General features: G+C 50.8%; 36 protein-coding genes. 35 read left to right on the forward strand and 1 reads right to left on the reverse strand.

All coding sequences use genetic code 11. The features are described from left to right. Window positions 1-80: 80 nt before the first annotated feature. The 10 genes from JD108_RS07420 to JD108_RS07465 all read left to right on the forward strand — a co-directional run bounded on the left by JD108_RS07420 (window position 81) and on the right by JD108_RS07465 (window position 6,574). Window positions 81-275, forward strand: coding sequence for a hypothetical protein (locus JD108_RS07420; RefSeq protein ID WP_198829212.1), 195 nt, complete (start codon window positions 81-83; stop codon window positions 273-275). Between the two features lie 81 nt (window positions 276-356). Beyond that, on the forward strand, window positions 357-2,660 hold the full coding sequence (locus JD108_RS07425; RefSeq protein ID WP_228728344.1) for an AAA family ATPase: 2,304 nt from the start codon (window positions 357-359) through the stop codon (window positions 2,658-2,660). A gap of 280 nt (window positions 2,661-2,940) precedes the next feature. Then, window positions 2,941-3,213, forward strand: coding sequence for a hypothetical protein (locus tag JD108_RS07430; protein WP_198829213.1), 273 nt, complete (start codon window positions 2,941-2,943; stop codon window positions 3,211-3,213). Next, window positions 3,203-3,601 carry a RusA family crossover junction endodeoxyribonuclease gene (locus JD108_RS07435; RefSeq protein ID WP_198829214.1) on the forward strand — a complete coding sequence of 133 codons (399 nt, stop codon included), beginning with the start codon at window positions 3,203-3,205 and terminating at the stop codon, window positions 3,599-3,601. The genes JD108_RS07430 and JD108_RS07435 overlap by 11 nt, the downstream gene beginning before the upstream one ends. A gap of 3 nt (window positions 3,602-3,604) precedes the next feature. Then, window positions 3,605-3,826: a hypothetical protein gene (locus JD108_RS07440; protein ID WP_198829215.1), complete on the forward strand. Its 222-nt coding sequence runs from the start codon at window positions 3,605-3,607 to the stop codon at window positions 3,824-3,826. Continuing rightward, window positions 3,823-4,338: a sigma-70 family RNA polymerase sigma factor gene (locus tag JD108_RS07445; protein WP_198829216.1), complete on the forward strand. Its 516-nt coding sequence runs from the start codon at window positions 3,823-3,825 to the stop codon at window positions 4,336-4,338. The genes JD108_RS07440 and JD108_RS07445 overlap by 4 nt, the downstream gene beginning before the upstream one ends. A 6-nt stretch (window positions 4,339-4,344) precedes the next feature. Then, window positions 4,345-4,950, forward strand: coding sequence for a hypothetical protein (locus JD108_RS07450; protein ID WP_198829217.1), 606 nt, complete (start codon window positions 4,345-4,347; stop codon window positions 4,948-4,950). Between the two features lie 83 nt (window positions 4,951-5,033). Beyond that, a complete protein-coding gene (locus JD108_RS07455) occupies window positions 5,034-5,276 on the forward strand; it encodes a hypothetical protein (protein ID WP_198829218.1) in 243 nt (80 codons plus the stop codon). Between the two features lie 25 nt (window positions 5,277-5,301). Beyond that, window positions 5,302-6,000 carry a hypothetical protein gene (locus tag JD108_RS07460; protein ID WP_198829219.1) on the forward strand — a complete coding sequence of 233 codons (699 nt, stop codon included), beginning with the start codon at window positions 5,302-5,304 and terminating at the stop codon, window positions 5,998-6,000. Window positions 6,001-6,034: 34 nt separating this feature from the next. Then, on the forward strand, window positions 6,035-6,574 hold the full coding sequence (locus JD108_RS07465; RefSeq protein WP_198829220.1) for an HTH domain-containing protein: 540 nt from the start codon (window positions 6,035-6,037) through the stop codon (window positions 6,572-6,574). Window positions 6,575-6,829: 255 nt separating this feature from the next. On the opposite strand, the gene JD108_RS07470 is transcribed toward JD108_RS07465, so the two are convergent. Continuing rightward, the gene (locus JD108_RS07470) at window positions 6,830-7,057 is read right to left on the reverse strand and encodes a hypothetical protein (RefSeq protein WP_198829221.1); all 228 of its coding nucleotides are present in this window, start codon (window positions 7,055-7,057) and stop codon (window positions 6,830-6,832) included. Between the two features lie 363 nt (window positions 7,058-7,420). On the opposite strand from JD108_RS07470, the gene JD108_RS07475 reads away from it, so the two are divergent. The 25 genes from JD108_RS07475 to JD108_RS22800 all read left to right on the forward strand — a co-directional run bounded on the left by JD108_RS07475 (window position 7,421) and on the right by JD108_RS22800 (window position 25,872). Further along, window positions 7,421-7,918: a hypothetical protein gene (locus tag JD108_RS07475; RefSeq protein WP_198829222.1), complete on the forward strand. Its 498-nt coding sequence runs from the start codon at window positions 7,421-7,423 to the stop codon at window positions 7,916-7,918. After that, window positions 7,899-9,743: a phage terminase large subunit family protein gene (locus JD108_RS07480; RefSeq protein WP_198829223.1), complete on the forward strand. Its 1,845-nt coding sequence runs from the start codon at window positions 7,899-7,901 to the stop codon at window positions 9,741-9,743. Before JD108_RS07475 ends, JD108_RS07480 begins: the two co-directional genes overlap by 20 nt. A gap of 49 nt (window positions 9,744-9,792) precedes the next feature. Next, window positions 9,793-10,029: a DUF6148 family protein gene (locus JD108_RS07485; protein WP_228728345.1), complete on the forward strand. Its 237-nt coding sequence runs from the start codon at window positions 9,793-9,795 to the stop codon at window positions 10,027-10,029. Between the two features lie 18 nt (window positions 10,030-10,047). Further along, window positions 10,048-11,634, forward strand: coding sequence for a phage portal protein (locus tag JD108_RS07490; RefSeq protein ID WP_198829225.1), 1,587 nt, complete (start codon window positions 10,048-10,050; stop codon window positions 11,632-11,634). Next, window positions 11,627-12,739 carry a head maturation protease, ClpP-related gene (locus JD108_RS07495; RefSeq protein ID WP_198829226.1) on the forward strand — a complete coding sequence of 371 codons (1,113 nt, stop codon included), beginning with the start codon at window positions 11,627-11,629 and terminating at the stop codon, window positions 12,737-12,739. Before JD108_RS07490 ends, JD108_RS07495 begins: the two co-directional genes overlap by 8 nt. 2 nt (window positions 12,740-12,741) lie before the next feature. After that, the gene (locus JD108_RS07500; protein ID WP_198829227.1) at window positions 12,742-13,116 is read left to right on the forward strand and encodes a head decoration protein; all 375 of its coding nucleotides are present in this window, start codon (window positions 12,742-12,744) and stop codon (window positions 13,114-13,116) included. Window positions 13,117-13,130: 14 nt separating this feature from the next. Then, window positions 13,131-14,186 carry a major capsid protein gene (locus JD108_RS07505; protein ID WP_198829228.1) on the forward strand — a complete coding sequence of 352 codons (1,056 nt, stop codon included), beginning with the start codon at window positions 13,131-13,133 and terminating at the stop codon, window positions 14,184-14,186. 18 nt (window positions 14,187-14,204) lie between these two features. Continuing rightward, window positions 14,205-14,480 carry a hypothetical protein gene (locus JD108_RS07510; protein ID WP_198829229.1) on the forward strand — a complete coding sequence of 92 codons (276 nt, stop codon included), beginning with the start codon at window positions 14,205-14,207 and terminating at the stop codon, window positions 14,478-14,480. A gap of 2 nt (window positions 14,481-14,482) precedes the next feature. After that, window positions 14,483-14,815, forward strand: coding sequence for a hypothetical protein (locus JD108_RS07515; RefSeq protein ID WP_198829230.1), 333 nt, complete (start codon window positions 14,483-14,485; stop codon window positions 14,813-14,815). After that, window positions 14,812-15,399, forward strand: a complete 588-nt coding sequence (locus JD108_RS07520) for a phage tail protein (RefSeq protein ID WP_198829231.1) — start codon at window positions 14,812-14,814, stop codon at window positions 15,397-15,399. The genes JD108_RS07515 and JD108_RS07520 overlap by 4 nt, the downstream gene beginning before the upstream one ends. Further along, window positions 15,396-15,875, forward strand: coding sequence for a hypothetical protein (locus JD108_RS07525; RefSeq protein ID WP_198829232.1), 480 nt, complete (start codon window positions 15,396-15,398; stop codon window positions 15,873-15,875). The genes JD108_RS07520 and JD108_RS07525 overlap by 4 nt, the downstream gene beginning before the upstream one ends. Further along, window positions 15,862-16,149 carry a hypothetical protein gene (locus tag JD108_RS07530; RefSeq protein ID WP_198829233.1) on the forward strand — a complete coding sequence of 96 codons (288 nt, stop codon included), beginning with the start codon at window positions 15,862-15,864 and terminating at the stop codon, window positions 16,147-16,149. Before JD108_RS07525 ends, JD108_RS07530 begins: the two co-directional genes overlap by 14 nt. Beyond that, a complete protein-coding gene (locus JD108_RS07535) occupies window positions 16,149-17,609 on the forward strand; it encodes a phage tail sheath family protein (protein WP_198829234.1) in 1,461 nt (486 codons plus the stop codon). The genes JD108_RS07530 and JD108_RS07535 overlap by 1 nt, the downstream gene beginning before the upstream one ends. A gap of 15 nt (window positions 17,610-17,624) precedes the next feature. Next, a complete protein-coding gene (locus JD108_RS07540) occupies window positions 17,625-18,146 on the forward strand; it encodes a phage major tail tube protein (RefSeq protein WP_198829235.1) in 522 nt (173 codons plus the stop codon). A 12-nt stretch (window positions 18,147-18,158) separates the two neighbouring features. After that, window positions 18,159-18,461: a phage tail assembly protein gene (locus JD108_RS07545; RefSeq protein WP_198829236.1), complete on the forward strand. Its 303-nt coding sequence runs from the start codon at window positions 18,159-18,161 to the stop codon at window positions 18,459-18,461. A gap of 148 nt (window positions 18,462-18,609) precedes the next feature. Further along, complete coding sequence (locus JD108_RS07550) at window positions 18,610-20,772, forward strand: phage tail tape measure protein (protein WP_198829237.1); 2,163 nt, start codon at window positions 18,610-18,612, stop codon at window positions 20,770-20,772. After that, on the forward strand, window positions 20,769-20,984 hold the full coding sequence (locus tag JD108_RS07555; protein WP_198829238.1) for a tail protein X: 216 nt from the start codon (window positions 20,769-20,771) through the stop codon (window positions 20,982-20,984). Before JD108_RS07550 ends, JD108_RS07555 begins: the two co-directional genes overlap by 4 nt. Beyond that, complete coding sequence (locus tag JD108_RS07560) at window positions 20,981-21,991, forward strand: phage late control D family protein (RefSeq protein ID WP_198829239.1); 1,011 nt, start codon at window positions 20,981-20,983, stop codon at window positions 21,989-21,991. The genes JD108_RS07555 and JD108_RS07560 overlap by 4 nt, the downstream gene beginning before the upstream one ends. Next, on the forward strand, window positions 21,991-22,524 hold the full coding sequence (locus tag JD108_RS07565) for a phage baseplate assembly protein V (RefSeq protein WP_198829240.1): 534 nt from the start codon (window positions 21,991-21,993) through the stop codon (window positions 22,522-22,524). The genes JD108_RS07560 and JD108_RS07565 overlap by 1 nt, the downstream gene beginning before the upstream one ends. 5 nt (window positions 22,525-22,529) lie before the next feature. Then, the gene (locus JD108_RS07570; RefSeq protein ID WP_198829241.1) at window positions 22,530-22,937 is read left to right on the forward strand and encodes a phage tail protein; all 408 of its coding nucleotides are present in this window, start codon (window positions 22,530-22,532) and stop codon (window positions 22,935-22,937) included. A gap of 5 nt (window positions 22,938-22,942) precedes the next feature. Further along, window positions 22,943-23,260, forward strand: a complete 318-nt coding sequence (locus tag JD108_RS07575) for a GPW/gp25 family protein (protein WP_198829242.1) — start codon at window positions 22,943-22,945, stop codon at window positions 23,258-23,260. Then, complete coding sequence (locus JD108_RS07580) at window positions 23,247-24,356, forward strand: baseplate assembly protein (RefSeq protein ID WP_198829243.1); 1,110 nt, start codon at window positions 23,247-23,249, stop codon at window positions 24,354-24,356. Before JD108_RS07575 ends, JD108_RS07580 begins: the two co-directional genes overlap by 14 nt. Further along, the gene (locus tag JD108_RS07585) at window positions 24,349-24,912 is read left to right on the forward strand and encodes a phage tail protein I (RefSeq protein ID WP_198829244.1); all 564 of its coding nucleotides are present in this window, start codon (window positions 24,349-24,351) and stop codon (window positions 24,910-24,912) included. The genes JD108_RS07580 and JD108_RS07585 overlap by 8 nt, the downstream gene beginning before the upstream one ends. Before the next feature lie 17 nt (window positions 24,913-24,929). Then, window positions 24,930-25,601, forward strand: a complete 672-nt coding sequence (locus tag JD108_RS07590) for a phage tail-collar fiber domain-containing protein (RefSeq protein WP_198829245.1) — start codon at window positions 24,930-24,932, stop codon at window positions 25,599-25,601. 4 nt (window positions 25,602-25,605) lie between these two features. Then, entirely contained in the window at window positions 25,606-25,872 is a 267-nt protein-coding gene (locus JD108_RS22800) for a ubiquitination-like system serine protease family protein (protein ID WP_407649406.1), read from the forward strand. Window positions 25,873-25,912 lie beyond the last annotated feature (40 nt).

Below are 25,912 nucleotides of genomic sequence, written 5' to 3' on the forward strand. Positions count from 1 at the left end.
ATGTAAATGTGATTGCGGAAAAACAACGACAGTGAGAGGCGACCACCTAAGAAATAATTTAATCAGAAGCTGTGGTTGCCTTGAAGAAGAAAACAGAAAAAATGGAGCAAATACCAAACACGGTGGCAGAAATTCTCGACTTTATGAAATTTGGTCTGGAATGCTCAAACGGTGTAACAACCCAAACAGTCACTCTTATGAGAATTACGGTGGCAGGGGTATTAAAGTTTGTGATGATTGGTTGGATTTCTCGAAATTTCGTGATTGGGCATTAAAACACGGATATTCTGATTCACTAAGTATTGATCGAATCAATAACGACGGAAATTATGAACCATCTAACTGCAGGTGGACAGATGCAAAGACTCAAGCTAATAACAGGAGAAAAAGACGAAAAAGTCTTTCAGTGGGGTAAAACCATGGAGCACAAACTCGATCTTATTGCACTGCTGGCCTATATCGACCCAGCTCAATTGACATACCAGGAGTGGCTTAGTGTAGGCATGGCCCTCAAATACGAGGGCTATACCGCAGCTGACTGGGATAACTGGAGCAAACGTGATCCGGCCCGGTACCATCCCGGTGAGTGCTTCAAAAAGTGGACGACGTTCGAAGGGGCTGGCACACCTGTTACGGGGGCAACGATCACGCAGATGGCCAAGGACAACGGCTGGGTGCCACGTTCTGATCGAGATGGCCGGGAACTCGGATGGGATGACGAGATAGCTGGCGATTACGTGGTGGTCGATAAGAACTGGATCGAGGGCAAGGAGATCCACGAGCCAGCCGTTTGGAACCCAGTGCAGCAATTGACCACATACCTGCAGACGCTCTTCGAGGCATCTGAAAATGTCGGCTACGTTACGGAATCGTGGCAAGACGATGACGGTAAGTACCTACCCACCAAAGGGGCGTGGGACCGAACTGCCGGCGAGCTGATTGAACTGCTACATATGTGCGAAGGTGACATCGGAGCAGTGCTCGGTGACTATAATCCAGCAGCCGGTGCGTGGATCCGGTTCAACCCGCTGGATGGCAAAGGCGTCAAAAACGAAAACGTGACCGAATTCCGGTACGCCTTGGTCGAGTCCGATACCATGGACATTGAAAAGCAGCATGCGATCATGCGCGAGCTGGAGCTGCCAATAGCTGTCCTCGTATACAGCGGCGGGAAGAGTCTCCACGCCATCGTGCGAGTGGAAGCAGCCAACTACGACGAGTACCGCAAACGGGTGGACTACCTGTATAACGTCTGCAAAAAGAATGGGCTGAATATCGACAACCAAAATCGCAATCCATCCAGGCTGTCGCGAATGCCGGGCGTCGAGAGGAACGGGAAAAAGCAATTCATCGTCGACACCAACATCGGGAAAGCGAGCTGGGCCGAATGGCACGAATGGATCGAGGGCATCAACGACGATCTGCCAGATCCAGAGAGCTTGGCGAACTATTGGGATAACATGCCGTCATTGGCTCCGCCGTTAATTGAGGGTGTGCTCCGGCAAGGCCATAAAATGCTGATGGCTGGGCCGTCGAAGGCCGGCAAGTCTTTTGCCTTGATTGAGCTTTCCATAGCCATTGCCGAGGGAGAGCGATGGTTGGGCTGGAAGTGCACGCAGGGGCGAGTCCTCTACGTGAATCTGGAGTTGGATAGCGCGAGTGCGCTTGATCGCTTCAAAAGTGTCTATCAAGCACTGGGACTGGAGCCAAGGAACATTGATAAGATTGACATCTGGAATTTGCGCGGGAAATCAGTCCCGATGGACAAGCTGGCGCCGAAGCTGATCCGGCGCGCGGCCAAAAAAGGCTATATCGCCGTCATCATCGACCCAATCTATAAGGTCTTGACTGGTGATGAGAACAGCGCGGACCAGATGGCGCACTTTACCAACCAGTTTGACAAGATCGCGACAGAGCTGGGAGCCAGCGTCATCTACTGCCACCACCATTCAAAAGGTGCCCAAGGGGGCAAAAAGTCCATGGACCGCGCAAGCGGCAGCGGCGTATTTGCCCGCGACCCAGACGCGCTCATCGACCTTGTGGAGTTAGATGTTACGGAGGATCTGCTCAAGCAGGAGGAAAACAAGGCCGTTTGCGCGGCGTACCAGCAACTCTTTGAAAAATTCAATCCAGACTATTTGGATGAACATGTATCCCAAGATGATTTGTTGAGCGCCAGGGCGATGGAAGACCACGCTAAACGGGCAATACCGGCACATTTGAATGCAGCGCAGGAAAGCATCAAGCAGGCCGTGAAGAGCGTTCGCATCCGGACAGCATGGCGCGTAGAGGGCACATTGCGAGAGTACCCGAAATTCGAGCCCATCAATATGTGGTTCCAGTATCCGATCCATAAGGTGGACGAGGTGGGCAGCCTGAAGGACATCGAGCCGGAAGGGGAAGCCCCGGCGTGGAAGAAGGCAGCAGAAAAGCGAAAATCGTCAGCCCAAAAGGAACGCCGGAGCAAAGCCGAGCAGTTTGAAGACGCGGTGAACAATTGTAATTTCGGGGAACCACCGACAGTAAAAGATGTTGTCGAATGGTTTGGAAAATCTGGCAAAGAGGTGTCTGAGCGGACTGTGAGAGACTGGATCAAAAAGTACGGATATGCTTTGCAAGATGGTTTGATCGTAAAAGACGATGGCGCAGATCATGATTAATTCCGCCGCCGCCATGAAGCAATATACGGCAAGAATCATGATAACCGCCGCCGCCGCTAACTAAAACTTCGGCGGCGAACACCATCATTTTATGGTTGCCGCCGCCGAAAAATCAGAATCACGCCTTATATATATAAATATATCGCGCGCCCGTAGTAATTAAATTACTGAATTAATTCATGTTTATGATGACTGATAAGTCAGGAAGAAGGTTGCCGCCGCAGGTTTGCGGCAACCCCTTCTGACATCACTGACTTCCGCGTGAGAAAGGGAGAGAAAAATGTCAAAAGAGAAAATCTATGCAAACAAATACTGGGAAGAAGAAAAAGGCGAAACAATCGAATTTGGAAATTCATTCATGCGCTGCTATGACAAAGCTGGAAAGTTGCAGTTTGGGATAAAGTTTCGTAACAAATCCGGTGAGGACGTGTACCAAGTCAAGTTTGTTCTTGATCGAAAGGAACTGTTCTCCAGCGACGAAGCGCCAAGTTACTTGCGCGGCACGATCAACGATTGGGAAGAGATGCTCGAAGGTGAACGAAATGACGACTGAATTCTTCATGCCGATGAAAAAAGTGCCGACAATCACGCATCAGCAAAAACAGGTTACGGTCGTGCACGGCAAGCCGGTATTCTACGAACCGGCAGAGTTGAAGGCAGCCAGAACAAAGCTGATGGCACACCTTGGGCAGCACGTTCCAGAGAAGGCGTATACCAGGCCTGTCAGGTTAATTGTGAAATGGTGTTTTCCGATCTCAGGCAAGCGCCAGGATGGGGAGTATAAGGCGACTCGCCCAGACATCGATAACAGCCAGAAGTTGCTGTTTGACTGCATGACGGATTTGAAGTTCTGGAAGGATGACGCCCTGGTGGTCAGCTTGATCGCGGAAAAGTTTTGGGCCAGGCTTCCGGGAATCTATATCCGGATCGAAGAGGTTTAGCTTATGGATTACAAGGCGTTTTATGCGGACGTAGTCGACTGGATCAACCAGGCAAATCAGGCTGCTGCTAAGTACGGGATGCATAACGAGCAGTTTTGGTTATGGGTGGTCGATTCAAGTGGCAAGCTATGCCAAAAATATCAGAATCACCGGTTGGCCATAAACCAAATGCTAATGCTGGTCAATTGGCTTGAAGATGTGTACGAGAGGGGGAAGGCGAGATGAACATAGTGCAAAAAGATGTTGATGCTTTAGTTCAAGACAATTTGTCTTTCGTTCATTTTATCCTGAAAAAATACTATCCGCCTGAGGGGTATGATTACGACGATCTTTACCAAATCGGATGCATCGGGCTTGTTAAAGCGGCAAAGAAATTTGATCCGTCCTTGGGCTATCAATTCACCACTTACGCAGCATATTGGATCGAAAACGAGCTCAAGAAAATGATTCGCACGCAAAAAGCCGTAAAAAGAACAGGGGATGTCTTTTCAATGGACTGGACCGGTGAAGATGAAGACGGATCCCTCGCCGAATTGCTGGCAAACTACGATTCGGTGGAAGAAGAGGTTGAAGCAAAATGGCTGTTCTCCGAATTGATTCGTCAGGAGCCAGCCATTACGATGCTAGCCTTACAGGGGTACACCCAGAAGGAGATCGGGCGTAAGTTGGGGATGAGCCAAGTTAGTGTTTCGAGAAAATTGCTAAACATGAGAAAAGCTACAGCAGCTATGTGCTGATTTACAATGTCCATGGTTACCAAAGCGAGATTTTTTGGACGAACCAGTCGGCGCGGTGACATTCGTTTTCCAAGTAACGAAGTGGACATGCAGCCTGGTGAAGTTATCACTTACCAGTTGACCCATGAAGAGCTGGAAAAATACAAGAAGGGGGATGTAAAGCAGATGACGGCTGTCTCGAAGACAAAAAACGAGCAACGAGAAAAAAGGTTAACGAAAACAGATCTGACCAAGGAAGTCTACCTCAAACTGGTCAAGCAAGGCATGATCGATGCGCATATCCGAAGGGAGTATGGAATTTCAAGCTGGACAACTTTGAAACGTATGAAAGATGCCTGGGGGATTACGAGCGACAGCGGGGCCAGTAAGACAGTGAAAGCCCCCGTTGTTCCAAGTGGGATTTCCATGGAACAGATTATGACCAAGCTGAATGAAATAGCTGCCGATCAAGCAGAAACAAAAAAACAGCTGAATGAGATCAGAGAACTGCTCATCCAACTGCCAAAAGAAATCCAAACGCCTAATTGTCAGTATATCCAAAAAGAGGACGAAGAGTCCAATAAAGATCAAACCTATGAATTGATTCGCAAGCTGCTGAAAAAGTTGTTGTGAATGACCAGATGGCATTGGGGGAGCAACCGGGATCCGCTGCTCCTGGATACAAACCGGTAATTATGAAAAAGGGGAGGTTAAAGATGGATCGATTAAAGCTGTTACTGTGCCATACAGAGGGATTTATGCGAGGAAATAAAACGAGCCGCTTTTGTAGACCAGGCATCTATTACCCGATTGTTGAAGAGCGCGGAAACGTCTATTTCGTAACGACAGAGTTCTCTGAGCGGCATCCCATTGCCAAAGGACGATACAAAATGTGGTTCCAATTGGTCGAGGTTGAAAGAGCGTATTACGAAATAATGCAGCCGAACGTGACGACTTAACACTTCATTACAGGAGGAAAAAACCATGAGCGTAAAATTGTACATTTCAGAAGGCATCAAAAAGGCCGAGCTGGAAATTGCCAAGCCTAATAACCTGCAGCTGCTGAATGTCATCCATGGACTGTACGGGTTTTTCGGTGTAGAGATCCCAGGTATCGGGGAGCAGAAACCTGTTTCTACACAGCATGTTTTCGAGCCAAACATACAGATTCCACGAGCATTTGAAAAGACCAGCCAGCCACGAGAAGAAAAAAAGAGTATCGAGCTCCCAAAGCGGCAGCTGCCATATGTGAACGGTGACCGAACCCTTACTCAAAATCTTGGCGAGAAGTTGGGGCCGCTGCTGGGACTCCGAATTGATGAGCCTAAAACGGCAGTGAAGGAACCCCCGGTCGAGCAAGTTGTGGATCCTGCAGTGGTTAAATCAGCTGAACAAAAGGAACAGCCTAAATACACCGGCATCAAAGAAATAAATGGGGAACTGCATTATCAGACCTATGTGTACTGCAAAAATGTTCAATGCTGCAAACGGAACAAGGTATTCATCAAAAAGACGCAGGTCTGCGTTCCTTGCCCGGCTTGCAATACCAAACATGCACGACGGGATGCTTCTTCAGATGGATTCCCGAATCAAGACGACTTCGGAAATTTCTTTAAGGCGGACAGGCTGTGGATAGAGAACCATAAGCCGCATCAGGAACGAGTGAAAAGCCCATTAAAATAAACCATGTAGCCGTGCGCAGTGAGGGGTGAACGGAATGGCACACAGACAATTATTGAGCCCGAAAATGTTGGAAGATATTACACGTATTGCTGTGGAGGCAGCGATGGACTTTCAGGAGAAGGAGAAGCAAAAACAGCAGAAAGCGAAAAAGGACTGGCGGCTGCGTAATACAAAACTGCTGTTGAAGCATTATCGTTCGTTTGTAAAACACAGCGAGGGCGTGAAGGAAAAACTGTCAGCGTTGGAGAGTGCTGAAGCCATCGAGGACCTTTACACTGATGAGCTGGCGATTGAGTCTATCAAGCGCAGCAAACAACGGACGCTGGCGATGGTTCAGTTCATCCAGAGGATGATGAAAGTTTACAAGATGATGTGCGAAACGTCAGGGCAGACAGAAGACATGAGACGATATCAGATCATCCACGAGCTGTACATCGCAGAGGAAAAACGAACAGTCGAGGAGCTAGCCGAATTTCACAAAATTGAGCCGAGAACCGTCTACAACGATGTAAAAAATGCTACAAAAACCTTGTCAGTACTGATATTTGGCGTTGATGGGGTTGAGCTCTACTGACTTCAATTTTGTTTCAAAAAGAGTTCATTTTCTTTTCAACCGGCCCGTGGTAATCTGATATCGTAGGAAAAATATACAAAGCGGCCATCCTAACAAACGGATGGCTTTTTGTTTACGACAATCCTCCCCAAGTGTGCAGGCGTACAACCGACAGGCAGGGGCAAATGCCTGGACGTTGCACCACTCCCTGTGCCGTGACCACAGCGGTTAAGGATTGTCTCGTGGCGGAGGCCCCTGCCGAAAAAAGTGGGGTCGCTATCTCCCAATTTTTTTAATGATCTCTTCTGGTACTAGACTTTGGAGATCATTTCCTCTTTTGGTTTCAAGATACTGAGCGATAGCGTAGAATTTTGCAAAAGTTTCTTGAATTTCTTCGGCATCTCCCATACTGTAAGCCGAATAATACAGGGTCGTTAATTCAGTTGCTACATCAAGTTTATTACGTTGGATAGGACTAGGTTTTACTTTGACGTCATCAGACATGCTAATCACCTCCTTTTTCTTCCAACATTCGACATGAGGTAGATATTTTCCTTTTCCAAAACAGATAGTCAAGGAGGTGATCCCCATGTTGCGTCACCAGCATGGGCAGTGAGTCTTGGTTCGAGGAGAGGGCAAGAGCAAGACGACGAGGACGAGGGAGCCGCGGGTCCTTCTGGCAGGCGGCTTTCTTGCGGGTCGGCAGAGCCCCGAAATTTCGCTAGCTATAAATTTTTTTTGATACTTCGCATTCGCGATTTTTGGAAATGGTAAACATAGGGCCTACATCTAATGCCCGGTTAAAATTTTTACGAAATCGCGAATCCGGGATGAAGATTACTTCGCTATGAAGGGAGGTGGACAGTTGTGGTGGTAAGTACCAGTGATATGGCGGAAATTCTGGGAGTTTCGACAAGGTGGATCCAGCAATTGACCAAGGACGGAATCCTGATCCAGGAAAGCCGCGGCAAGTTCCACCTCCCGGAAAACATTCAACGATATATCAGGTACGTCGAGAATATGCACGAGGATGGCGGCCAGAAGATCGATTACAACAAGGAGAAGGCCCTACATGAGAGGGCAAAACGGAAGATCGCGGAGATGGATCTGGCCGAAAAAGAGCAGCTGCTGATCCAGGTAAGTGAGGTTGAAAAGGTACTGGAGAAGATGGTGGGCCTGTTCAAGGCGCGTTGCCTGACAATCCCGGCCAAGGTTTCCCCACTCGTGCAGTACGAAACGGAATTGCCGGTCATTGTCGGCCTGCTCAAAAAAGAGATCAATGAAGCACTGCAGGAGTTATCTGACCACTATGCAGGCTTCTCGCAGAGACAGACAGGTGAGGAAAATGAGCCAGAAACTTCGTAAGCTATACCAGGCTATCGCTCAGTTTGTTTCTCCTCCCCCTGAGTTGACGATTACCGAATGGGCAGACCGTTACCGGTATTTGTCACCTGAATCATCAGCAGAGCCAGGGAAATACCGAAGCGAACGAGCTCCTTACCAACGCGAAATGATGGACGCGATCAGCGACCCCGAGGTGCAAGAGGTCGTTTTCATGATGGGTTCCCAACTGGGGAAAACCCTCACACAGGAAAACGTCATCGGTTACTACATCGATCAAGATCCGTCCCCCATGATGCTGGTGATGCCAACGCTGGACATGTCAAAGGCATTTTCGAAAGACCGGCTCAGCACAATGGTGCGGGATACGCCGGTTTTGAGAGACAAAATCGCCGATGCGAAGGCAAAGGTTTCTGGAAATACGATCCTTCACAAAAGCTTCCCAGGGGGGCATATTACGTTGGTGGGGAGTAACTCGCCAGCATCGCTGGCCAGCCGCCCCATCCGCATCCTGTTAGTGGACGAGCTGGACCGTTTCGAGGCGACTTCTGAAGGGGATGCCCTGGATCTCGCAAAGCGGCGGACTGCTACCTTTGCAAATCGGAAGATCGTAATCGCTTCAACGCCAACGATCAAAGATCAGTCAAGGATCGAGCAGCTGTATAAGAAAACCTCCTCGATGGGGACATGGCAGCTGCCATGTCCGCAATGCGGCGAATACCAGCCGCTGGAGTGGAGCCGGGTCATGTTCGAATCGGTCTCCATGAGATGCATGCATTGCGGGTTTGACTCCCCGGAGATCGAGTGGAAAAAGCAGCAAATCGCGGGGAAGGGAAAATGGGTTCACGAGCACCCGGAGCGGAAGGTAAAAGGCTTCCACATGAACGCGCTCGCCTCCCCCTGGACGCGCTGGGCAGAAATGATCGAGATCTTTCAGGTAGCCAATGAGGAGCTGAAAAATGGTAATCCCAAGCAGATGCAGGTATTCGTGAACACCCTCCTGAGCGAGACCTGGGAGGATTACACGGGTGACACTCTCGATCAAGACGATCTCCTCAAGCGCCGGGAGGATTACGATGCGGAACTTCCGCCGGGCGTATTGATACTGACGATGGCTGTCGATACACAGAACGACCGCCTGGAGTACGAGGTGGTCGGCTGGGGAAAGGACGAAGAGGCGTGGGGGATTGAAAAGGGCATCATCTGGGGCAAGCCCGATGATAAAAGAACGTGGCAAATGCTCGATGACAAGCGAAAACAAACCTGGCATTTTGCAGATGGAACAGGAATGGTAGTAGCTTGCACCTGCGTTGACTCCGGCGGACACTTTACCGACGAGGTCTACAAGTATTGCGTACAAAATCTGCAGGAGAGGGTATTCCCGATCAAAGGTGAGGGCGGCGACGGCATTCCACTTGTCCATAAGGTCTCCCGGAACAATAAGTACCGGCTCCCCCTTATCTTGCTCGGAGTGGATGCTGGAAAAACCGCTATTATGCAAAGGCTGCAAATCAGCGAGCCTGGGGCTCGATATTTCCATTTCCCGAAGGAGGACGGCCGCGGATATGATCAGGTTTACTTCGCCGGCCTTGTATCAGAGCGGCAAGTGTTCCGTAAAAAGGGCGGGCAAGTGGTGATGGTCTGGGAAAATGTCGCAAAGGACAGGCGAAACGAGCCGTTGGACCTACGGGTATACGGAATGGCGGCACTGCGGCTGCTGAATCCGAACTTTGAAGCCTTGGAAAAGCGTCTGAAAGAGGTCTCTACAAGATCGGAAAAGTCTGTAAAACCCAAGCAAAACGGGTCGAAAAAGCGATATGGAGCAGTAAAACGAGCCGCCTTGGATTAAAAATCGGGCGGTTTTTTCATGAAAAACTGAGGAAATGCGGTGATTCCTGATGGCGAATACGAGATTGGATATGGCAAAAGAGCGCCTGCAGGCCTATTACCAAGCGGAGCTGGCGGTCCTGAGCGGCCAGGAGTACCGAATCGGGACGAGAACCCTTCGCAGGGCTGACCTGTCCGAAATCCGGAAGGCCATCAGCGAATTGGAGAGGCAAGTGCAGCAGCTGGAGAATCAAGCGGCCGGAAATCGATCCGCCAGGGCTCGGCGAATTGTCATTCGCGATCTTTAAGGCGAGGGAGGTGATCATTTGAATACCGTCGACAGATTTATTGCCTATTTCAATCCTCACGGGGCGTTTAAACGTCAAGCTGCACGCCGCGCTCTCGATGTCCTCAACACTGGTTACTCAGAGTCCGGTGCATCTACGACAAAAAAGGCGTTAAAAGGGTGGCGTGCGAGATCGAAAAGTCCGCAGTCTGATATCGATTTGAACCTGGACACACTGAGGCAGCGGTCTCGTGATCTGTTCATGAGCGGCGCGCTGGGGCGATCAGCTATCGTGACGCCAAGGACCAACGTTATCGGCGCGGGATTGAAGCTCAAATCTCGGATTGACCACGAACTGCTGGGGCTAACCCGTGAGCAGGCCGATGAGTGGGAACGGAAAACCGAGCGTGAATTTGCGTTGTGGGCGGAAAGTAGGTTTTGCGATGCACTGCGCATGAACAATTTCTATGAGCTGCAGTCCGTCCTGTTTATGTCCGCCCTGTTGAATGGTGATGGATGGGTGGCAATCAAGCAGGGAGATCCCAAGCCGTATTTCCCATATGCTCTTCGCCTCCATTTGTTTGAAGGTGATCGGGTTTGTACCCCCTGGGGAACTACAGGGTATCCGACCATCAGTTCCGTGATCGGAAGAAATGAAAAGAACGGGAATCGGATCATTAACGGTGTTGAGATTGACCAATCAGGGGCTGTTGTTGCCTATTGGATCGCCAACAAGTACCTGCATGACCCGACCGCGCCCATGACGGAAACGGAGTGGGTGAGGGTAGAAGCATTCGGCAAGCGGACGGGGCAGCCAAACATCTTGCAGATCATGGAGACCGAGCGCTGTGAGCAATACCGCGGCGTGCCGTTTTTGGCTCCTGTGATACAGTCTATCAAGCAAATCAGCCAATACACCGAAGCAGAGTTGACCGCAGCCATTATCCTAAGCTTTTTCACAGTCTTTGTGAAAGAGGGACAGAATTCCTTTTCTGACTTCCCTATTGCGGAAGCTGTACAAGACAGCGAAAAGGTTGATTTCGATCCGAATTCTCTGGAGCTCGGATCTGGGACGATTAACGTGTTACCACCCGGATTTGAGATTGAGACCGCAGATCCGAAACGGCCGGCTTCCACTTTCGATGTTTTTGTGACTGCACTGGCCAGGCAGATCGGTGCGGCTCTGGAGATCCCGTATGAGTTGCTCCTGAAAAGCTTCACGTCCAGCTATTCAGCCAGCCGGGCGGCTCTGCTGGAAGCATGGAAGGCTTTCAAGATGCGGCGAACCTGGTTTGCGAACGATTTCTGCCAGCCTATCTATGAGATGTGGCTGTCGGAGGCAATCGCCAGGGGGAGAGTTAATGCTCCCGGTTACTTCAACGACCCTCTCATGGCGAAAGCATGGAGCCGCGCAGAGTGGCACGGACCGGCCCCGGGCCAGATCGACCCGACGAAGGAAGTGCAGGCGGCCAAGATGCGGGTCGAAAACGGCTTCTCTACCAGGGAAAGAGAGACGATCGAGCTGACAGGTGGAGATTTCGACCGCAACATCGAACAGCTGCAGCGAGAAAATCAGTTAATGAAAAATGCAGGCCTATTGCCGGAAGGAGGCGTCAAGAGTGAGTAGGTTTTGGGAATTCAAAAACATTTCCGATACGGAAGCAGAGTTGCTCCTGTACGGAAACATCGCTTCGCAAAAGCCGTGGTGGGATGAAGGGGATACCGTGACTCCCAAGCAGTTTGCCGAAGACCTTCGCGCACTCGGGACCAAGTCGAACATTACTGTGCGGATCAATTCAGTTGGCGGGGACGTGTTTGCAGCGCATGCGATTTTTACCCAATTGAGGATGAACCCTGCCAATATCACGGTAATCATCGACGGGATCGCAGCGAGTTCAGCCACCATCGTAGCGATGGCCGGCGATACGGTGAAGATGCCATCCAATGCGCTGTTCATGATTCATGACCCTCTGCTTGCGCTGTGGGGTTACTACAATTCCGCTGATTTCGAGAAATTCATGGACACTTTGGAGACTGTAAAGGAATCCATCATTAGTTCGTACTTGAACCGAACCTCGCTGGAGCGAGACACCATCGCGCAGATGATGCGTGATGAGACATGGATGACGGCACAGGAGGCGTTGGACAATGGATTCATCGATGAAATCATCACTTCATCGGAAGTACAGGCCGCCGTAAATGGTCACCTGCTGGTGGTAAACAGTATCCACCATGATCTGTCCCAGTTCAAAAATCTGCCCAGCGCGTTACCCAAAACCAGCCCACAAGCTGGTTTTTTAAATACAGCCTATAAAGGCCAAAAGCAACAATCCAAAAAGGAGGATATCACTTTGAAAACGATCGATGAATTGAAACAAGCTTACCCTGATTTGGTCGCCCAAATTGAAAATTCAGCGAAGGAAGCAGGGGCGAAGGCCGAGCGGGAGCGTATCAAGGCGATCGAAGAGATCAGCAACACCATTGCCCCTGAACTGGTCAACAAAGCAAAGTTTGAGCAGCCGATGAATGCACACGAGTTGGCATTTGAGGCATTGAAAAACGATGCCGCAAAAGGTCGCCGCTATTTGAACGATGCCGAGGCCGATAATGCCGATTCTGGTGTCGATGGTGTTGATGGCCAACCTGCTGACACAACCGGCGGCGACAAGAAAGAAGAAGTGAAAAACGTGGTTAACATGTTGGCAAATTTCTTGAATAAAGGAGTGAATTAATCATGCAATTGAACACAAACACAGGAAATTTCACGCCAGACAATCTGATTGCGGGTATCGATGTACCTCAACAGGTTAAGGCGGTAACTTTGAAGTCCGGTCAAGGCGTTGTCGCCCGTGGAACGGTACTGGGTATCGTCACTGCTGACGGTTTGGCGGTAAAGGTAAACAGCGCAAATGCCGACGGCAGCCAAACAGCCGACTGCATCCTGGTGAATGACGTGGACACCACGGCAGGCAACGTCGTGGCAGAGGCGTACATCAGCGGGCAATTTAACCGCAAGGCGCTGATCTTTGGCGGTAGCGATACGGCTGCCCAGCATGAGACGACGCTTCGGGAGCGCGGCATCTTCCTGAGCGACAATATTTCCTACTAAGGAGGTTGATTCCATTGAACACTATCAATATCTATGACACTCGTACCATGATGCAGGCGATCGAGCAGATGAAGCCTGCTCGCACATTCTTCCGTGATACCTTCTTCCCTACCGTAGAGACCTTTGTCACGGAAAAAGTAGACGTCGAAACAAAGAAGGGCAAACGGGTAATGGCCCCGTTCGTGTCCCGTAATCGCGGCGGCATTATTGTCGGCCGTCAAGGTTTCCGTACGGACACCTACGAAACGCCGTACATTGCACCTCAGCGCGTGCTCACAAAGAACGACATCAACAAGCGCATGATGGGAGAAAACATCTACAGCACACGTACACCTGAACAGCGCGCGCTCGAGTTGCTGGCGAAGGACATCACAGATCTTTCCAACATGATCACTCGGACCGAAGAGTGGTTTTGCCGTGAGATCCTGATCAACGGCCGCGTTACGATCAAGGGTTGGGTCGATAAAGTCGGTGGCACTGACTTCGTGGAAGATGAGATCGACTACGAATTCACGAACAAAGAGACGCTGTCCGGCACCACCGCGTGGGATCAATCCACCAGCAAAAAATATGATGACCTCAAACGCATTCGCCAAGAGATCATTCAAAACTCGGGCGTTAATCCGAACATCGTTATCATGGCAAGCAACGTGGCGGACTTGTTTATTAACGATGCAGCGGTCCAGAAGCTGCTTGACATCCGAAACCTGACGATCGGCACCATTCAGCCAAGTGTTCAGATGGATGGCCTGACGTACATCGGTACGCTGACCAGCCTGGGACTTGAGCTGTACACCTACGATGAGTGGTTTTTGGATGAAAACGGTGTCGAGCAACCCATGATGCCAGCTGATCATCTGATCATGGGTCGCCGCGGCCTTGGATCCCGCCTGTACGGTGCGGTCACTCAGGTCGAGCAAAGCGACGGTGAGTTCCACACCTATGAGGGAACGCGGATCCCGAAGGTCTGGACGGACGTGAACAACGATCAGAAGATGATCCGCCTGGCGTCTCGTCCGCTGCCGAAGCCGGAAGACGTGGATTCCTGGTTTGTTTTGAAAGTGAAGTAAGAAAGGGGATAAACATCCATGGATGTCTTGGTGAAACGTTATCGTGTGCGGCATAACGGTGTTGTTTATGGTCCTGGACAACTAGGCGGCCAATTGATCGAGGGTCTCTCCGAAGAGGAAGGGACCCTTTTGATCGAAAAGTCGAATGGCAGCATTGAACAGTACCACTTACCAAAGAAGGGAAAACGTCCTGAAAAGGCAGCAGAACCGGAAGACGATGATGATCTTGTCGAAAGCTCAATGGACATTAATGCGGATGATCTGATCAAGCCAGCCAAAGGGAAAGGGAAGTAAGCATGACAGCGTTTCGAGATTTCCTTGAAACGGACATCTCCACCTTCCTCAATCCGTCAGAGTTTGGCGATATCCGTAATGTCGACGGTAAAGACATTACTGTGGTAATCGATGAGGATCTGACAGAAGAACGGCCTCGTCAACCATCAGAGCTCTACTACAGTGCCGATGGAGTATACAAAAAGCGAATCGTCCTTTACGTACGGTCTGTTGACTTTGGGCCAAGGCCAAACATAGAAGATAAGATCAGAGTTGACGGTCAGCTGTATCTGGTAACAGACTGTTCCGAGCAAATGGGAATCTTGGCAATCACCATGGAGGTGTATCAGCCATGATTGAATTGTCGGCAGAGCAGTTGGCCAAGGCCGAGGCAGCACTCAGCCACATCCCGGGCGCCACCCAGAAGGCTGCAGTTGCGGCAATCAACCGGGCAGCCCAGTCCGCCATGACTGCGGCGGCCCGGTCAGCACGGGAAAATTACTACATCAAACACGGCGAAGTCCTGAAAACAATGAAGCTATACCGGGCTACCCCAACAGATTTGGCTGCAATGGTGGTTTCCCGCGGATATGCCTTGCCTCTTACCAAGTTCAGGATTTCCCCCAGTAAGCCGAATCCGGCCAAGGCAGCGAAGGCCAGGTGGAGAAAAGGAAAGTCTTCTGCCCTGGTTGCGCGGGTACGAAGGGGAGAGGGCGGTCCTATTCCAGGGGCGTTTGTGGCCAGAGTGAAGAGCGGCCATGTTGGGGTATTTCGACGTACGAGTAAAGCCAAGTATCCGGTTGAGCATCTTTACGGTCCAGCCATCCCTCAAATGCTGGGCAGCCGAAGTGTCTCTGAAGCGGTCGAGAAACGAGCAAGCGAACAGTTGGGCGCCAGGTTGAATCACGAAATTGAGCGTCTATTGGAGGGTTATAGATGACCCCAGTGATCATGATTGACCAACTGGTCGAACGAATCAAGGAGATCGTCCAGCATATCCGCCTGGAAACAACCGATCCGGACATTCAAAGAGCCCCGAATGTTTGGGCCGAGACGGTCCCGAAAAAAAGTGCATCGGAACCGGGAAACTCAGACGTTCCTTGGGTGATAGTCCGGTTTATTGATGAGGAAGAAGATGATGAAAGCAACCTGGCAACGGTGCGCATTATTACAGGGACTTTCTCGGAAGATGAGCGAGAAGGATGGCGCGATATCCTGAATGTCACGACCCGGATCAAGACCGAACTTCTTAAAAATCCGCTGTTTGGTGACAATCATTTCAGGATTGAAAAACCTTTTGTCACGGAGATACCGGAGGAACAGCCATTCCCTGTATGGATCGGGATTCAAACAGCAAAAGTGGCTATGCCAATGACTGATGAAGAAGGAGGGTATCAAAGCGATGTCTTCTGGTAAAAAAACAACAAAAGAAATTGTGTCGAAACAAGAAACACCGCTAATCTACTGCGGCCCCACACTTCCGGGAGGCTTGTTGCGGCAGCATACCGTGTACCGAAACGGACTGCCCAAGCACTTGGATAAATACTTTGAAGAGTGCCCGGCCTTACGACAACTGTTTGTTCCTGTAAATCAGCTCTCAGCAACCATTCAAGCGGTAGCGACCGCAGGATCAGCTGAGAGCGTTTTTTATGCGGAAGTCCAGAAACACTTTAACGGAGGTGTGAGATAGTGCCATATCAACACGGTGTAAGTATTAACGAAGCTCCTACCTCGGTTGTGTCTCCGGTAGAAGCCAGCGCAGGCTTGCCGGTGGTGTTTGGAACAGCGCCTCTCCACTTGGCGGAGACCCTCGACAATGTGAACAAACCGGTTCTGGTTTACACCTACCCGGAAGCTGTCAAGGCACTCGGCTATGCGGATGACTGGGAAAAGTACACGTTGTGTGAGTTCATTGACTCCCACTTTTCCAAGTTCAACGTGGCACCCGTTGTATTCGTTAACGTGCTCGACCCGGAAACACACAAAACACCAGTCGCAAATCAGTCTGTACCACATGCCAATAAAGTCTCTACGATCGATGACGATGGAGTTCTCATCGACACGTTAATTGTAAAACTGACTGCAGAAGGCGCAGAACTGGTGAAAGGAACCGACTACGTGGCCGCATACGATAAGAGCGGCAAGGTGGTTATCACCGCCGTTGCCAATGGCGCAATTGGTACATCCCAGACCAGCCTGATCGTCTCCTATGACAAGCTGAATCCGGAAGCGGTGACGGGAAATGACATCATCGGGGGTGTCGATGGTACAACCGGTGATTATACCGGCCTGGAGCTTATCAACAAAGTATTTCCGATGTACCGCTTGGTTCCCGGGCAAATTTTGGCCCCTGGATGGAGTCAAGATCCGGTAGTTGCTGCCGTGATGGAAGCGAAAGCGAAGAAAATCAACGGAGTTTTTAACGCGCTTGCTGTCACAGACATTGACTCATCGGATACCGGTGCCGATCTATACACGGAAGTCCCGGCATGGAAGAACAATAACAATTACAGCGACCCACACATGGTCGCATGCTGGCCAAAAGTCTCTCTGGGTGACAAAGAATATCATCTTTCCACGCAATTTGCCGGCGCGACATGCCTGACCGACGCAGCAAACGATGATATTCCCTATGTCAGCCCGTCGAACAAGGCCCTGCAGGCGAATGGAGCCGTGACGGCCAGCGGGAAGGAAGTCTCTCTGGGGCAAGATCAGGCATCATATCTGAACGGGGAGGGTATTGTAACAGCCCTCAACTGGATCGGCGGGTGGAGACTATGGGGGAACCGGACGTCAGCATATCCGGCCATAACGGATGTTAAAGACTCATTTATCCCAAACCGTCGGATGAACAACTGGATCGGGAATACGATTATCCTGACGTACTGGCAATTCGTAGACGACCCGACTAACCGAAAGATGATCGATACCGTTGTCGATAGTCTTAACATTTGGCTTAATGGCCTTGTTGCCAGAGGAGCGCTCTTGGGTGGGCGCATCGAGTTCCGTGATGACGAGAACCCGTTAACTGATCTGTTGGATGGTATCGTTCGATTCCATGTGTATCAAGCCTCGCCTGTACCAGGCAGACAAATTGATTTCATTCTCGAATACGACGTCAACTACCTGCAGTCGCTATTCGCAGCATAACGGAGGTGAGAAGGTATGAATAAGATTCCGGAAAGAATAACGGACTTACGCGTGTATCGAGATGGGACTAACACTTTGCTGGGAGTGGCAGACGTAACGCTGCCGCCTCTTCAAAGTTTGACAGAGACTGTCAGCGGGGCGGGGATCGCCGGAGAGTATGAGTCGCCAACAGTCGGACAATATCAAAGCGCGAAATTAAGCATGACGTGGCGGACTATCACAGAGGAACAGATCAAACTCGCCGCGCCGCAAAGCCATCGTCTGGACATGCGCGGCGTAGTTCAGGTGTACGATGCAGCAAATGGCAAGTACAAACAGGTCGGCGTCCGTATTGTGGTTCAAGGGCCGCCGACCAACAACGAGCTCGGCAGACTGGGTAAAAATGCCACGTCAGACGGAACAACCGAGATCGAGGCACTGTACCTGAAAGTACAGTACGACGGAAAAACGAAGATTGAGATCGACAAATTGAACTATGTATGCGTCATCGATGGCGTGGATTACTTGAAAGAAACACGAAAAATCCTGGGTGTATAAGGGGCGTAGAGCATGGAGATCAAATTGAACAAACCGATTGAGAAGGACGGGCAGAAGATCGAGGTTATTAACCTCAACATGGAAGGGTTTACCGGGAAAGATGTGGTTGATATTGAGCGGCAAGTGCGTCTTTCCGGCGATTTGACTAACCCGAACCCTATATTCAGCCAATACGGTTTTGCAGTTGCCGCTGCCAAAATGTCAGGGTTGATCGTTGATGATATCCTGTCCCTCGATGCAGCGGATTTCCTCTTGGTTACGACGAAGGTGTCCCATTTTTTGTACTCTACGGTTTTGACAGCCGAGATCGGTTAAACCAGTTTCGCAAACAAGCTTTAAGCATGGCTCAAGCTACCTACACTTCTATGTTCGAGTGGCTTGAGCTACCTTTATGGCAATTTTACAAGTTCTTTGATGCGGCAATTGAGCTTGGCGAAGAGAGAGAAAGGAAGGTGAGTTCGTAATGGCTCGAAAACTACATGAGGTTAGTTTTGCTATAGCGGGAAAACTCTTGTCATCGTTCCAGTCCTCTTTCTCGGCTGCGTCAGGTCGTATCAAAGAGTTGAGCAACACTGCAAAAAACACCAAGGACCAACTGAAAAAGTTGGAACAGGAATACAAGAGGGGAGCTGTAACGGCCCAACAGTATGCGGCTGCCCATCAAAAGCTGACGAAACAACTCGATGCCGTCATAGCCAAGCAAAAACAGCTCGTAAGCATGCAAAGTAGGTACAATGAAGTTCAAGCGCAACAGCACGAGCTTGCAGGAAAATTCGCAACAGTTGGAGTGGCTACGTCACCGTTTCTTCTGGCTGCCAAGCAAGCCATGGACTTCGAGGACGCCATGCTCGGCGTAGCCAAGCAGGCCCAGGGCGCGCGCGATGAAAATGGCAAGCTGACACAAGTCTACTTCAATATGCGAGATCAGATCCAGAAACTCGGCAGAGAGATCCCTATAGCGACAAACGAGTTGGCAAAAATGGTCGAAGCCGGTTTGCGGATGGGAATACCAAACGAGAAAATCCTTGAGTTCACCAGGAATACAGCAAAAATGGCGACTGCGTTTGAAATGCCGGCCGACGAGATTGCCGACTACATGGGAAAAATCTCCAACGTAATGGGCATACCGATCGAGAAACTCGGTCAACTCGGCGATGCAATCAACTGGTTGGACGACAACGCCGTGGCCAAAGGGAAAGATATCATTGGTGTTTTACTGCGTACGGGCGGGGTTTTAAAGCAAGTAAACATGAATGCGCAACAAGGAGCAGCCCTTGCTTCCACCTTCTTGTCTCTTGGGAAGTCAGAGGAAGTGGCCGCGACCGCAACGAATGCCCTGATTCGTGAGCTAGCAATCGCCAACCAGCAGCCGAAGCGATTCCAAAAGGGGCTAGAGATGCTTGGGCTGACGTCTGAACAGGTTAACAAAGGGATGGTCAAGGACGCCCAGGGAACGATCCTGAAAGTGCTGGATCTCATCAATAAGTTGCCAAAAGAGCGGCAGACAGAAGTCACCACTTTGCTTTTTGGAAAAGAGTATGGAGATGATATTGCTGCACTTTCCGGAGCGGTGGGAGAATATCGCCGGCAGCTTTCTTTGTTGAATGATCCAAAATTGACGGGGTCAATGGGAAGGGAGTTTGAAGCGCGCGCCCAGACTACCTCTGCGCAGCTCCAAATTCTCAGGAACAAAGCAGCGGAGGTAGGAGTAACACTCGGAAGCGCACTCTTACCCATGGTGAACGAAGCCTTTACAAAGATCGGCAATGTCGCTATTAAAGTGGCAGAATGGGCGAAGGCAAATCCAGAGTTGGTAAAGACACTTACCCAGATTGCAATTGCGTTGGGTAGTGCACGGTTAGCTTTTCTGTCGATCACAGGTGTCATCAATATGGTCAAGATAGCTACGCTGGCGCTTAACATGGCCATGGCTGGAAACCCAATTGGCCTTATTGTGATCGCGGTTTCTACTCTGATTGGAGCGTTGATCTACCTCTATCAAACCAACGATACTGTCAGGAAGAAATTAAATCAGCTATTTGCTTTATTTCGGGAATCTCCTGAGCGAATATTGGCGCTCCTTGGACCGATCGGTATGCTGGCGGCAGCCGGCATAAAGTTGTATCAGAACTGGGACCAGATTAAACAGTTTGCTTCTGACTTGTGGGTGAGCCTTTACAACACGTTCGCCTCTGGCGTGAATAAAGTTGTCGGTGTACTCAACCCTTTGATCCAAAAGTGGAACGAGTTGACAGGTTCAAATGTAGCTCTCCTGCAGGAGATGGCTCTTGATTATTCGGTCCAGGTACGGAAGATGGGCGAAGCAAAACAAAGGCGGAACCTTGATATTGACGGATCCCATGCGGCCGGCATTTCCTATGTTCCGAACAACGGTTATCTCGCAGAGCTGCATCGAGGTGAGCGCGTGCTGACCGCCAGGGAAAACCGGGACTACCTAAGCCTCCGGAGTCCCTCGGCGGGTGCGCCTATTCAGGTCATCTACTCCCCAACAATCCAGGCAAATGATGTAACCGGGGTAAAGGATTTACTCCAGGAAGATAAGCGCTCGTTTGAGCAGCAGTACAAAGCTCTTGTTCGCCAGGAAAGGAGGTTGGCATTCATTTGAGGACGTATGTAACGGTTCAAGGGGATATGTGGGACGGCATCGCGAAGAAAACGCTTGGGAGCGAATACTACATGACCGCTCTAATCGATGCAAATCCGCGATATCGGGAGATCGTTATCTTCCCGGCCAACCTCCAGTTGAACATTCCTGACGCACCAGCGGCTACAGTACCATCTGACCTGCCTCCTTGGAAGCGCGGTGATACAACATGAATGCACGAAAAGCCTGGTTGCAGGTCAAGTATAACAGCAAGGACATCACAGCCGACCTGCAGCCGCATCTCTTGGGATGGTCCTATACCGATAATCTGAGTGGCCAAGCCGATGATCTGCAAATCACACTTGAAGATGCAGAGCGAAAATGGATTGGCCCTTGGTTCCCCGAGAAGGGGGCAGTCTTGACAGGAGTCGTCTATAGACAGGACTGGGAGAAGTACGGGATCACGAACACCCTTAATATCGGCCAGTTTGAGATCGATGAAGTTGAAGCCAGTCTTCCGCCGTGCGCGGTCTCGATCAAGGGTATATCCGTACCAGAATCATCCTCCTTGCGCGGCGAGGAGAAACACCAGGCGTGGGAAAAGACGAAGCTGTCTGTGATTGCCGCCGACAAGGCAAGTAAGGCAAAGCTGAAATTGATGTATGACGTGGATGACGATCCGGAATATGACCGAGTGGAGCAGACAGGGGAGACGGACCTGTCTTTTTTGATGCGATTGTGCAGCGAAGCGGGGTTGTGCATGAAGGTAACCGGTACCCAGCTGGTGATCGTCGACGAAGCCAAGTATGAAGCCAACGCTCCGATCGCGATCCTGCAGCCAGTTGACGTGAGTAGTTTCCGCGGAAGATCCTCCACCCAAGGCGCTTACCGCTCTTGCCGAGTGGAATATCACAGCCCAAAGGGACGGAGAAACATCGTCTACACCTATACGCCACCTAACGCGCCGAAGACAGGCAGGACGCTATACGTCAACCAGCGGGTGGCGTCCGTAAAAGAGGCGGAGCGCTTGGCGAAAAAGAAGCTCCGGGAAGCGAACAAGGACGCTATGAATGTATCACTAAGTTTGCCCGGGGACACACGGTTTGTCGCCGGTATCACGTTGAGTTTGTCCGGTTTCGGCGCATTTGATGGGAAGTATATCGTAACTCGAGCGATGCACACACAGCAGGGCAGGTATGAGACCGGTCTGGAGCTGCGTAGATGTTTGGAGGGGTATTGATGATCAGCAAGTTGATCCGAATAGGGGTCGTTTCCTCGATCAATCCGACCAAATGTGCTGCTCGGGTGGCTTTTGAGGATCAAGGAAAGAGCGTCTCCCCGGAACTTCCTATCCTTGTGCGCGGCTCATTTGGGACAAAGGACTACTGGATGCCAGAACCCGGGGAGCAAGTTTGGTGTTTGTTCAACCCGGCCGGAAACGCGGACGGTATCATTCTAGGATCGGTATATTCCGATGCAGACACCCCGCCGGTGACAGACGCTGCGAAACGGCATTTGCAGTTTAAAGACGGGACAAAGATCGAGTATGACGCCAATGCGCACACGCTTGCCCTGGATGTGAAGGGCCCAATCAAGTTAATCGCAAAGCAAGAAATCCGGGTTGACATCAAAGGCAAGGTGAAAATCATAACGGACGACGAGATCAAACTCGTGGCACCAAACAAGCTGATTGTAGACGGCAGTATCGACGTGTCCGGCACTGTGAACACGCAAGTACCGATGGCTCCGGAAACGCCGGCAGAAGGGAGCTGATCGGAATGGGGCAGATAGGCACTTTCGGCGAAATCGTGTTTGAGGTATCCAGCAATAAGATCCTGACTTTTAATGATTTTGCAAGGAGCGGGTCGGGTAGATGGTCAACTCATGAGATTAATCTACAGAAACCTCTGCCAGAGTTTCACGGCCCCGGACAGGAGGAGATCAGCTTTTCGATACGTCTGGACATCCAGCTCGGTGTAAATCCTGAAATCGAGCTGGAAAAGCTCCGGAAGATGCGGGATATCGGTGCCATTGCATATCTGATCGTCGGCGGAAGACCAGTGTCCCAGAATATGTGGCTGCTGGAGTCGTTCCGTGAACAGCACAAAACGCATGACGGCCAAGGGCGATTGCTCGCAGCCATTGTGGATCTTTCGCTGAAAGAATATCCGACGCAGGGAGGGTAGAAAAAATGAGCGTACATGAAGTTACTGGTGAAGCGGCCACCATCAACTTCGCGGCGACGGGCACAGAGGAAATTCTGCAAAATGTCAGGACCATCCTGGCGACCATCGCATTTACCTGCCCCCTTGCAAGGGACTTTGCCTGGAATCCTGATGTGGATGCCCCTATCAATGTCGTCCAAGCACAGATCATTCAAAGGGTCATGACAGCGATACGCACTTGGGAGCCCCGGGTAGAGGTTGTCAGTATAACCTTTGACGGGGATCCCCTAAACGGCCAACTGAAACCCAAAGTGAAAGTGAGGATTGCAGATGGCGCGATTTGATTTGCCAGACATCACGTTTGCAGAAAAATCCGTGGAACAGATCGAACGGGAAGTGATTGGTCGTTACGAAGCGGCGATCGGCAAGAAGCTTTCCCCGGCTGATCCGCGGATTCTTTTCCTGAAAGCAATTGTCGCGATGATTGCCCAGCAGCGCAGTGTGATCGACTATAGCGGCAAGCAAAATCTACTGGCTTATGCCCAGGATGCCTTCCTTGATCATATCGGCGCAGGTATCACGCCGCGGCTCAAAGAGCAGTATGCCAAAACGACGATACGATTCCACTTATCTACAAACAAGTCACAAACGATAAAAGTCGGAACCCGGGGGACAGCGGGAGACGGCATTTTTTTCGCGACCAAAGCAGACGTGACGTTTCCCACAAATCAACTCTACGTGGACATCGAGGCGGAATGCACCGTCCCTGGGGAAATCGGGAATGGGTACCAGCCGGGTGAGATCAACCAGCTGGTCGATCCGATCCAGTGGGTGGCCCGAATCGAAAACATTACCACGAGCGAAGGCGGCGCAGATACAGAAGCGGATGATCCGTATGCGGAGCGGATCAGGATCGCGCCAGAGAGCTTTTCTGTCGCAGGGCCAGAGGGGGCATATCAATTTTTCGCTCGATCGGCCAGCCAGTTGATCGTGGACGTAGCCGTTCGGAACCCGTCTGACGGCGTTGTGGAGATACGCCCTCTGCTGCAGGGTGGACAACTTCCGGATCAGGAAATGCTTGATTTGGTACTGGCAGCATGTAGCGAACGAAAAGTAAGGCCACTGACCGACAAGGTGCAGGTGCTAGCTCCAGAACAAGTCAACTATGACCTTACCGTTAGCTACTGGATTCCATCGTCCATGGCCAGCTTGGAATCCAGCATCAAAACAGCTGTGGAGCAGGCTGTTGAAGATTACAAAACATGGCAAAAATCCAAACTTGGGCGAGACATCGATCCTTCCGAGCTGGTGGCCAAGATGAAAGCAGCGGGAGCGAAGCGGGTAGTCGTTACGCTTCCGACCTACCAAAAGATCGAAGACTATCAGGTTGCCGTGGAAAATGCGGTGACGGTTATGTACGGAGGTCTGGAAGATGACTGATCTCAGGACTTTTTCGTTGCTGGATATCCTACCTGAAAGCCTTAAAAGTGATCCGGATATCGCCGCCATGGCCGCCGCACTCTCTCCAGAGCTTCAGGAGATCGCCGCGGCCGTCGATGAGATCATGCTCTGGGCAAACCTTGACAAGCTGCCGGAGCCTCTGATTGATTTGCTCGCGTGGCAAAAGAATGTGGATTTTTACGATGCCTCATTCCCGTTGGAGAAGAAACGAGAGCTCGTACGCCAATCGGATGAATTCAAGCGCCGGAAGGGAACACCCTGGGCAGTCGATCAGGTTGTTTCGGCTGCCTTTGATGAATCCCAGGTAACGGAATGGTTCGAATATGGCGGACAGCCTTATCGTTTCAGAATCACGACCACAGACCGGGTGACAAGTGATAAAAAGCTAATCGATCTCATCCGTGCCGTAAACGCCGTAAAAAACAAGCGCAGCCGCCTGGAGACGATCACAGTCCGCCGTGATAACCGGATGGAGCTCTACGTCGGCAGCGTTGTGACATCGTTAAAAATACTCACCATTAAGCCAGCAACGTAAAAAGGAGGGCACACCCTGTGGGGCAATACAATGGCGCTGTTCTTACGGAAAAAGGACTGCAGCTCCAAACAAAAGCACAGATGGGTGCAAGACTGCAGTTTACCCGGATCGCTATCGGCGACGGTTATCCATCCGGCTCACTCACGACAATGACAGAGCTGGTTAACGAGACTATGAGTTTGCCGATATTGGAGCTGAAAAATCTCGGGGCTGGCCAGACGCAGGTGAAGGCCATGGTCTCCAATCAGGAATTGACAGAGGGGATCTATGTTCGGGAGATCGGTCTTTTTGCCAACGATCCGGACATCGGGGAGATCCTCTACGCCGTGGCCAATGCCGGCGCATTGGCTGACTACCTCCCGCCGCCAAATGGGACTGATGTGGTGGAGGAGATTGTGCAGTTCATCACCGTAGTCGGGACCGCATCAGATGTGACTGCTGTAATCGACAGCCAGGCGGCAGTGACCGTCACCACATTCAATGAGCATGTAAACGACTCGAACATCCACATCACCCGCGCTGAATTCGATGCAGCCATATCGAGCCTTCGAAACGAAGTTCAGTTGATCAAGTCTACCTTCCCGGACAGCTTTACAAACAACCTGTTTACTGAGGACCTGGTGACGATTGACGCAATCGTTCTGACGCACGGCTACTACAACGAGGCGCAGAGTAGGCTGGAGGTGTAATCCTGTGAAGATAGGGCAGTTCAGCGACGGTTTGAAGGTTTTCTTCTGTCCAGGATGCCAAATGCACCACGGATTTGACTCCCGGTGGTTTTTCAATGGCGACTTTGAACGCCCAACGATCTCTCCGTCATATCTGGTGACAATCGGCCGTCATCCGGACCCTCCTGATCGATGCCATAGTTTTGTCCGGGATGGACAAATTGAATTTTTAAGTGATTGCACCCATTCACTTGCCGGGCAGACGGTAGATTTACCTGATGTGGAGGTGTAGGGAAAATGAGGAAACCTGCCAATAACGGCCATTTTGAGAA

It is taken from the genome of Brevibacillus composti (assembly GCF_016406105.1).
Classification (GTDB): Bacteria; Bacillota; Bacilli; order Brevibacillales; family Brevibacillaceae; genus Brevibacillus; species Brevibacillus composti.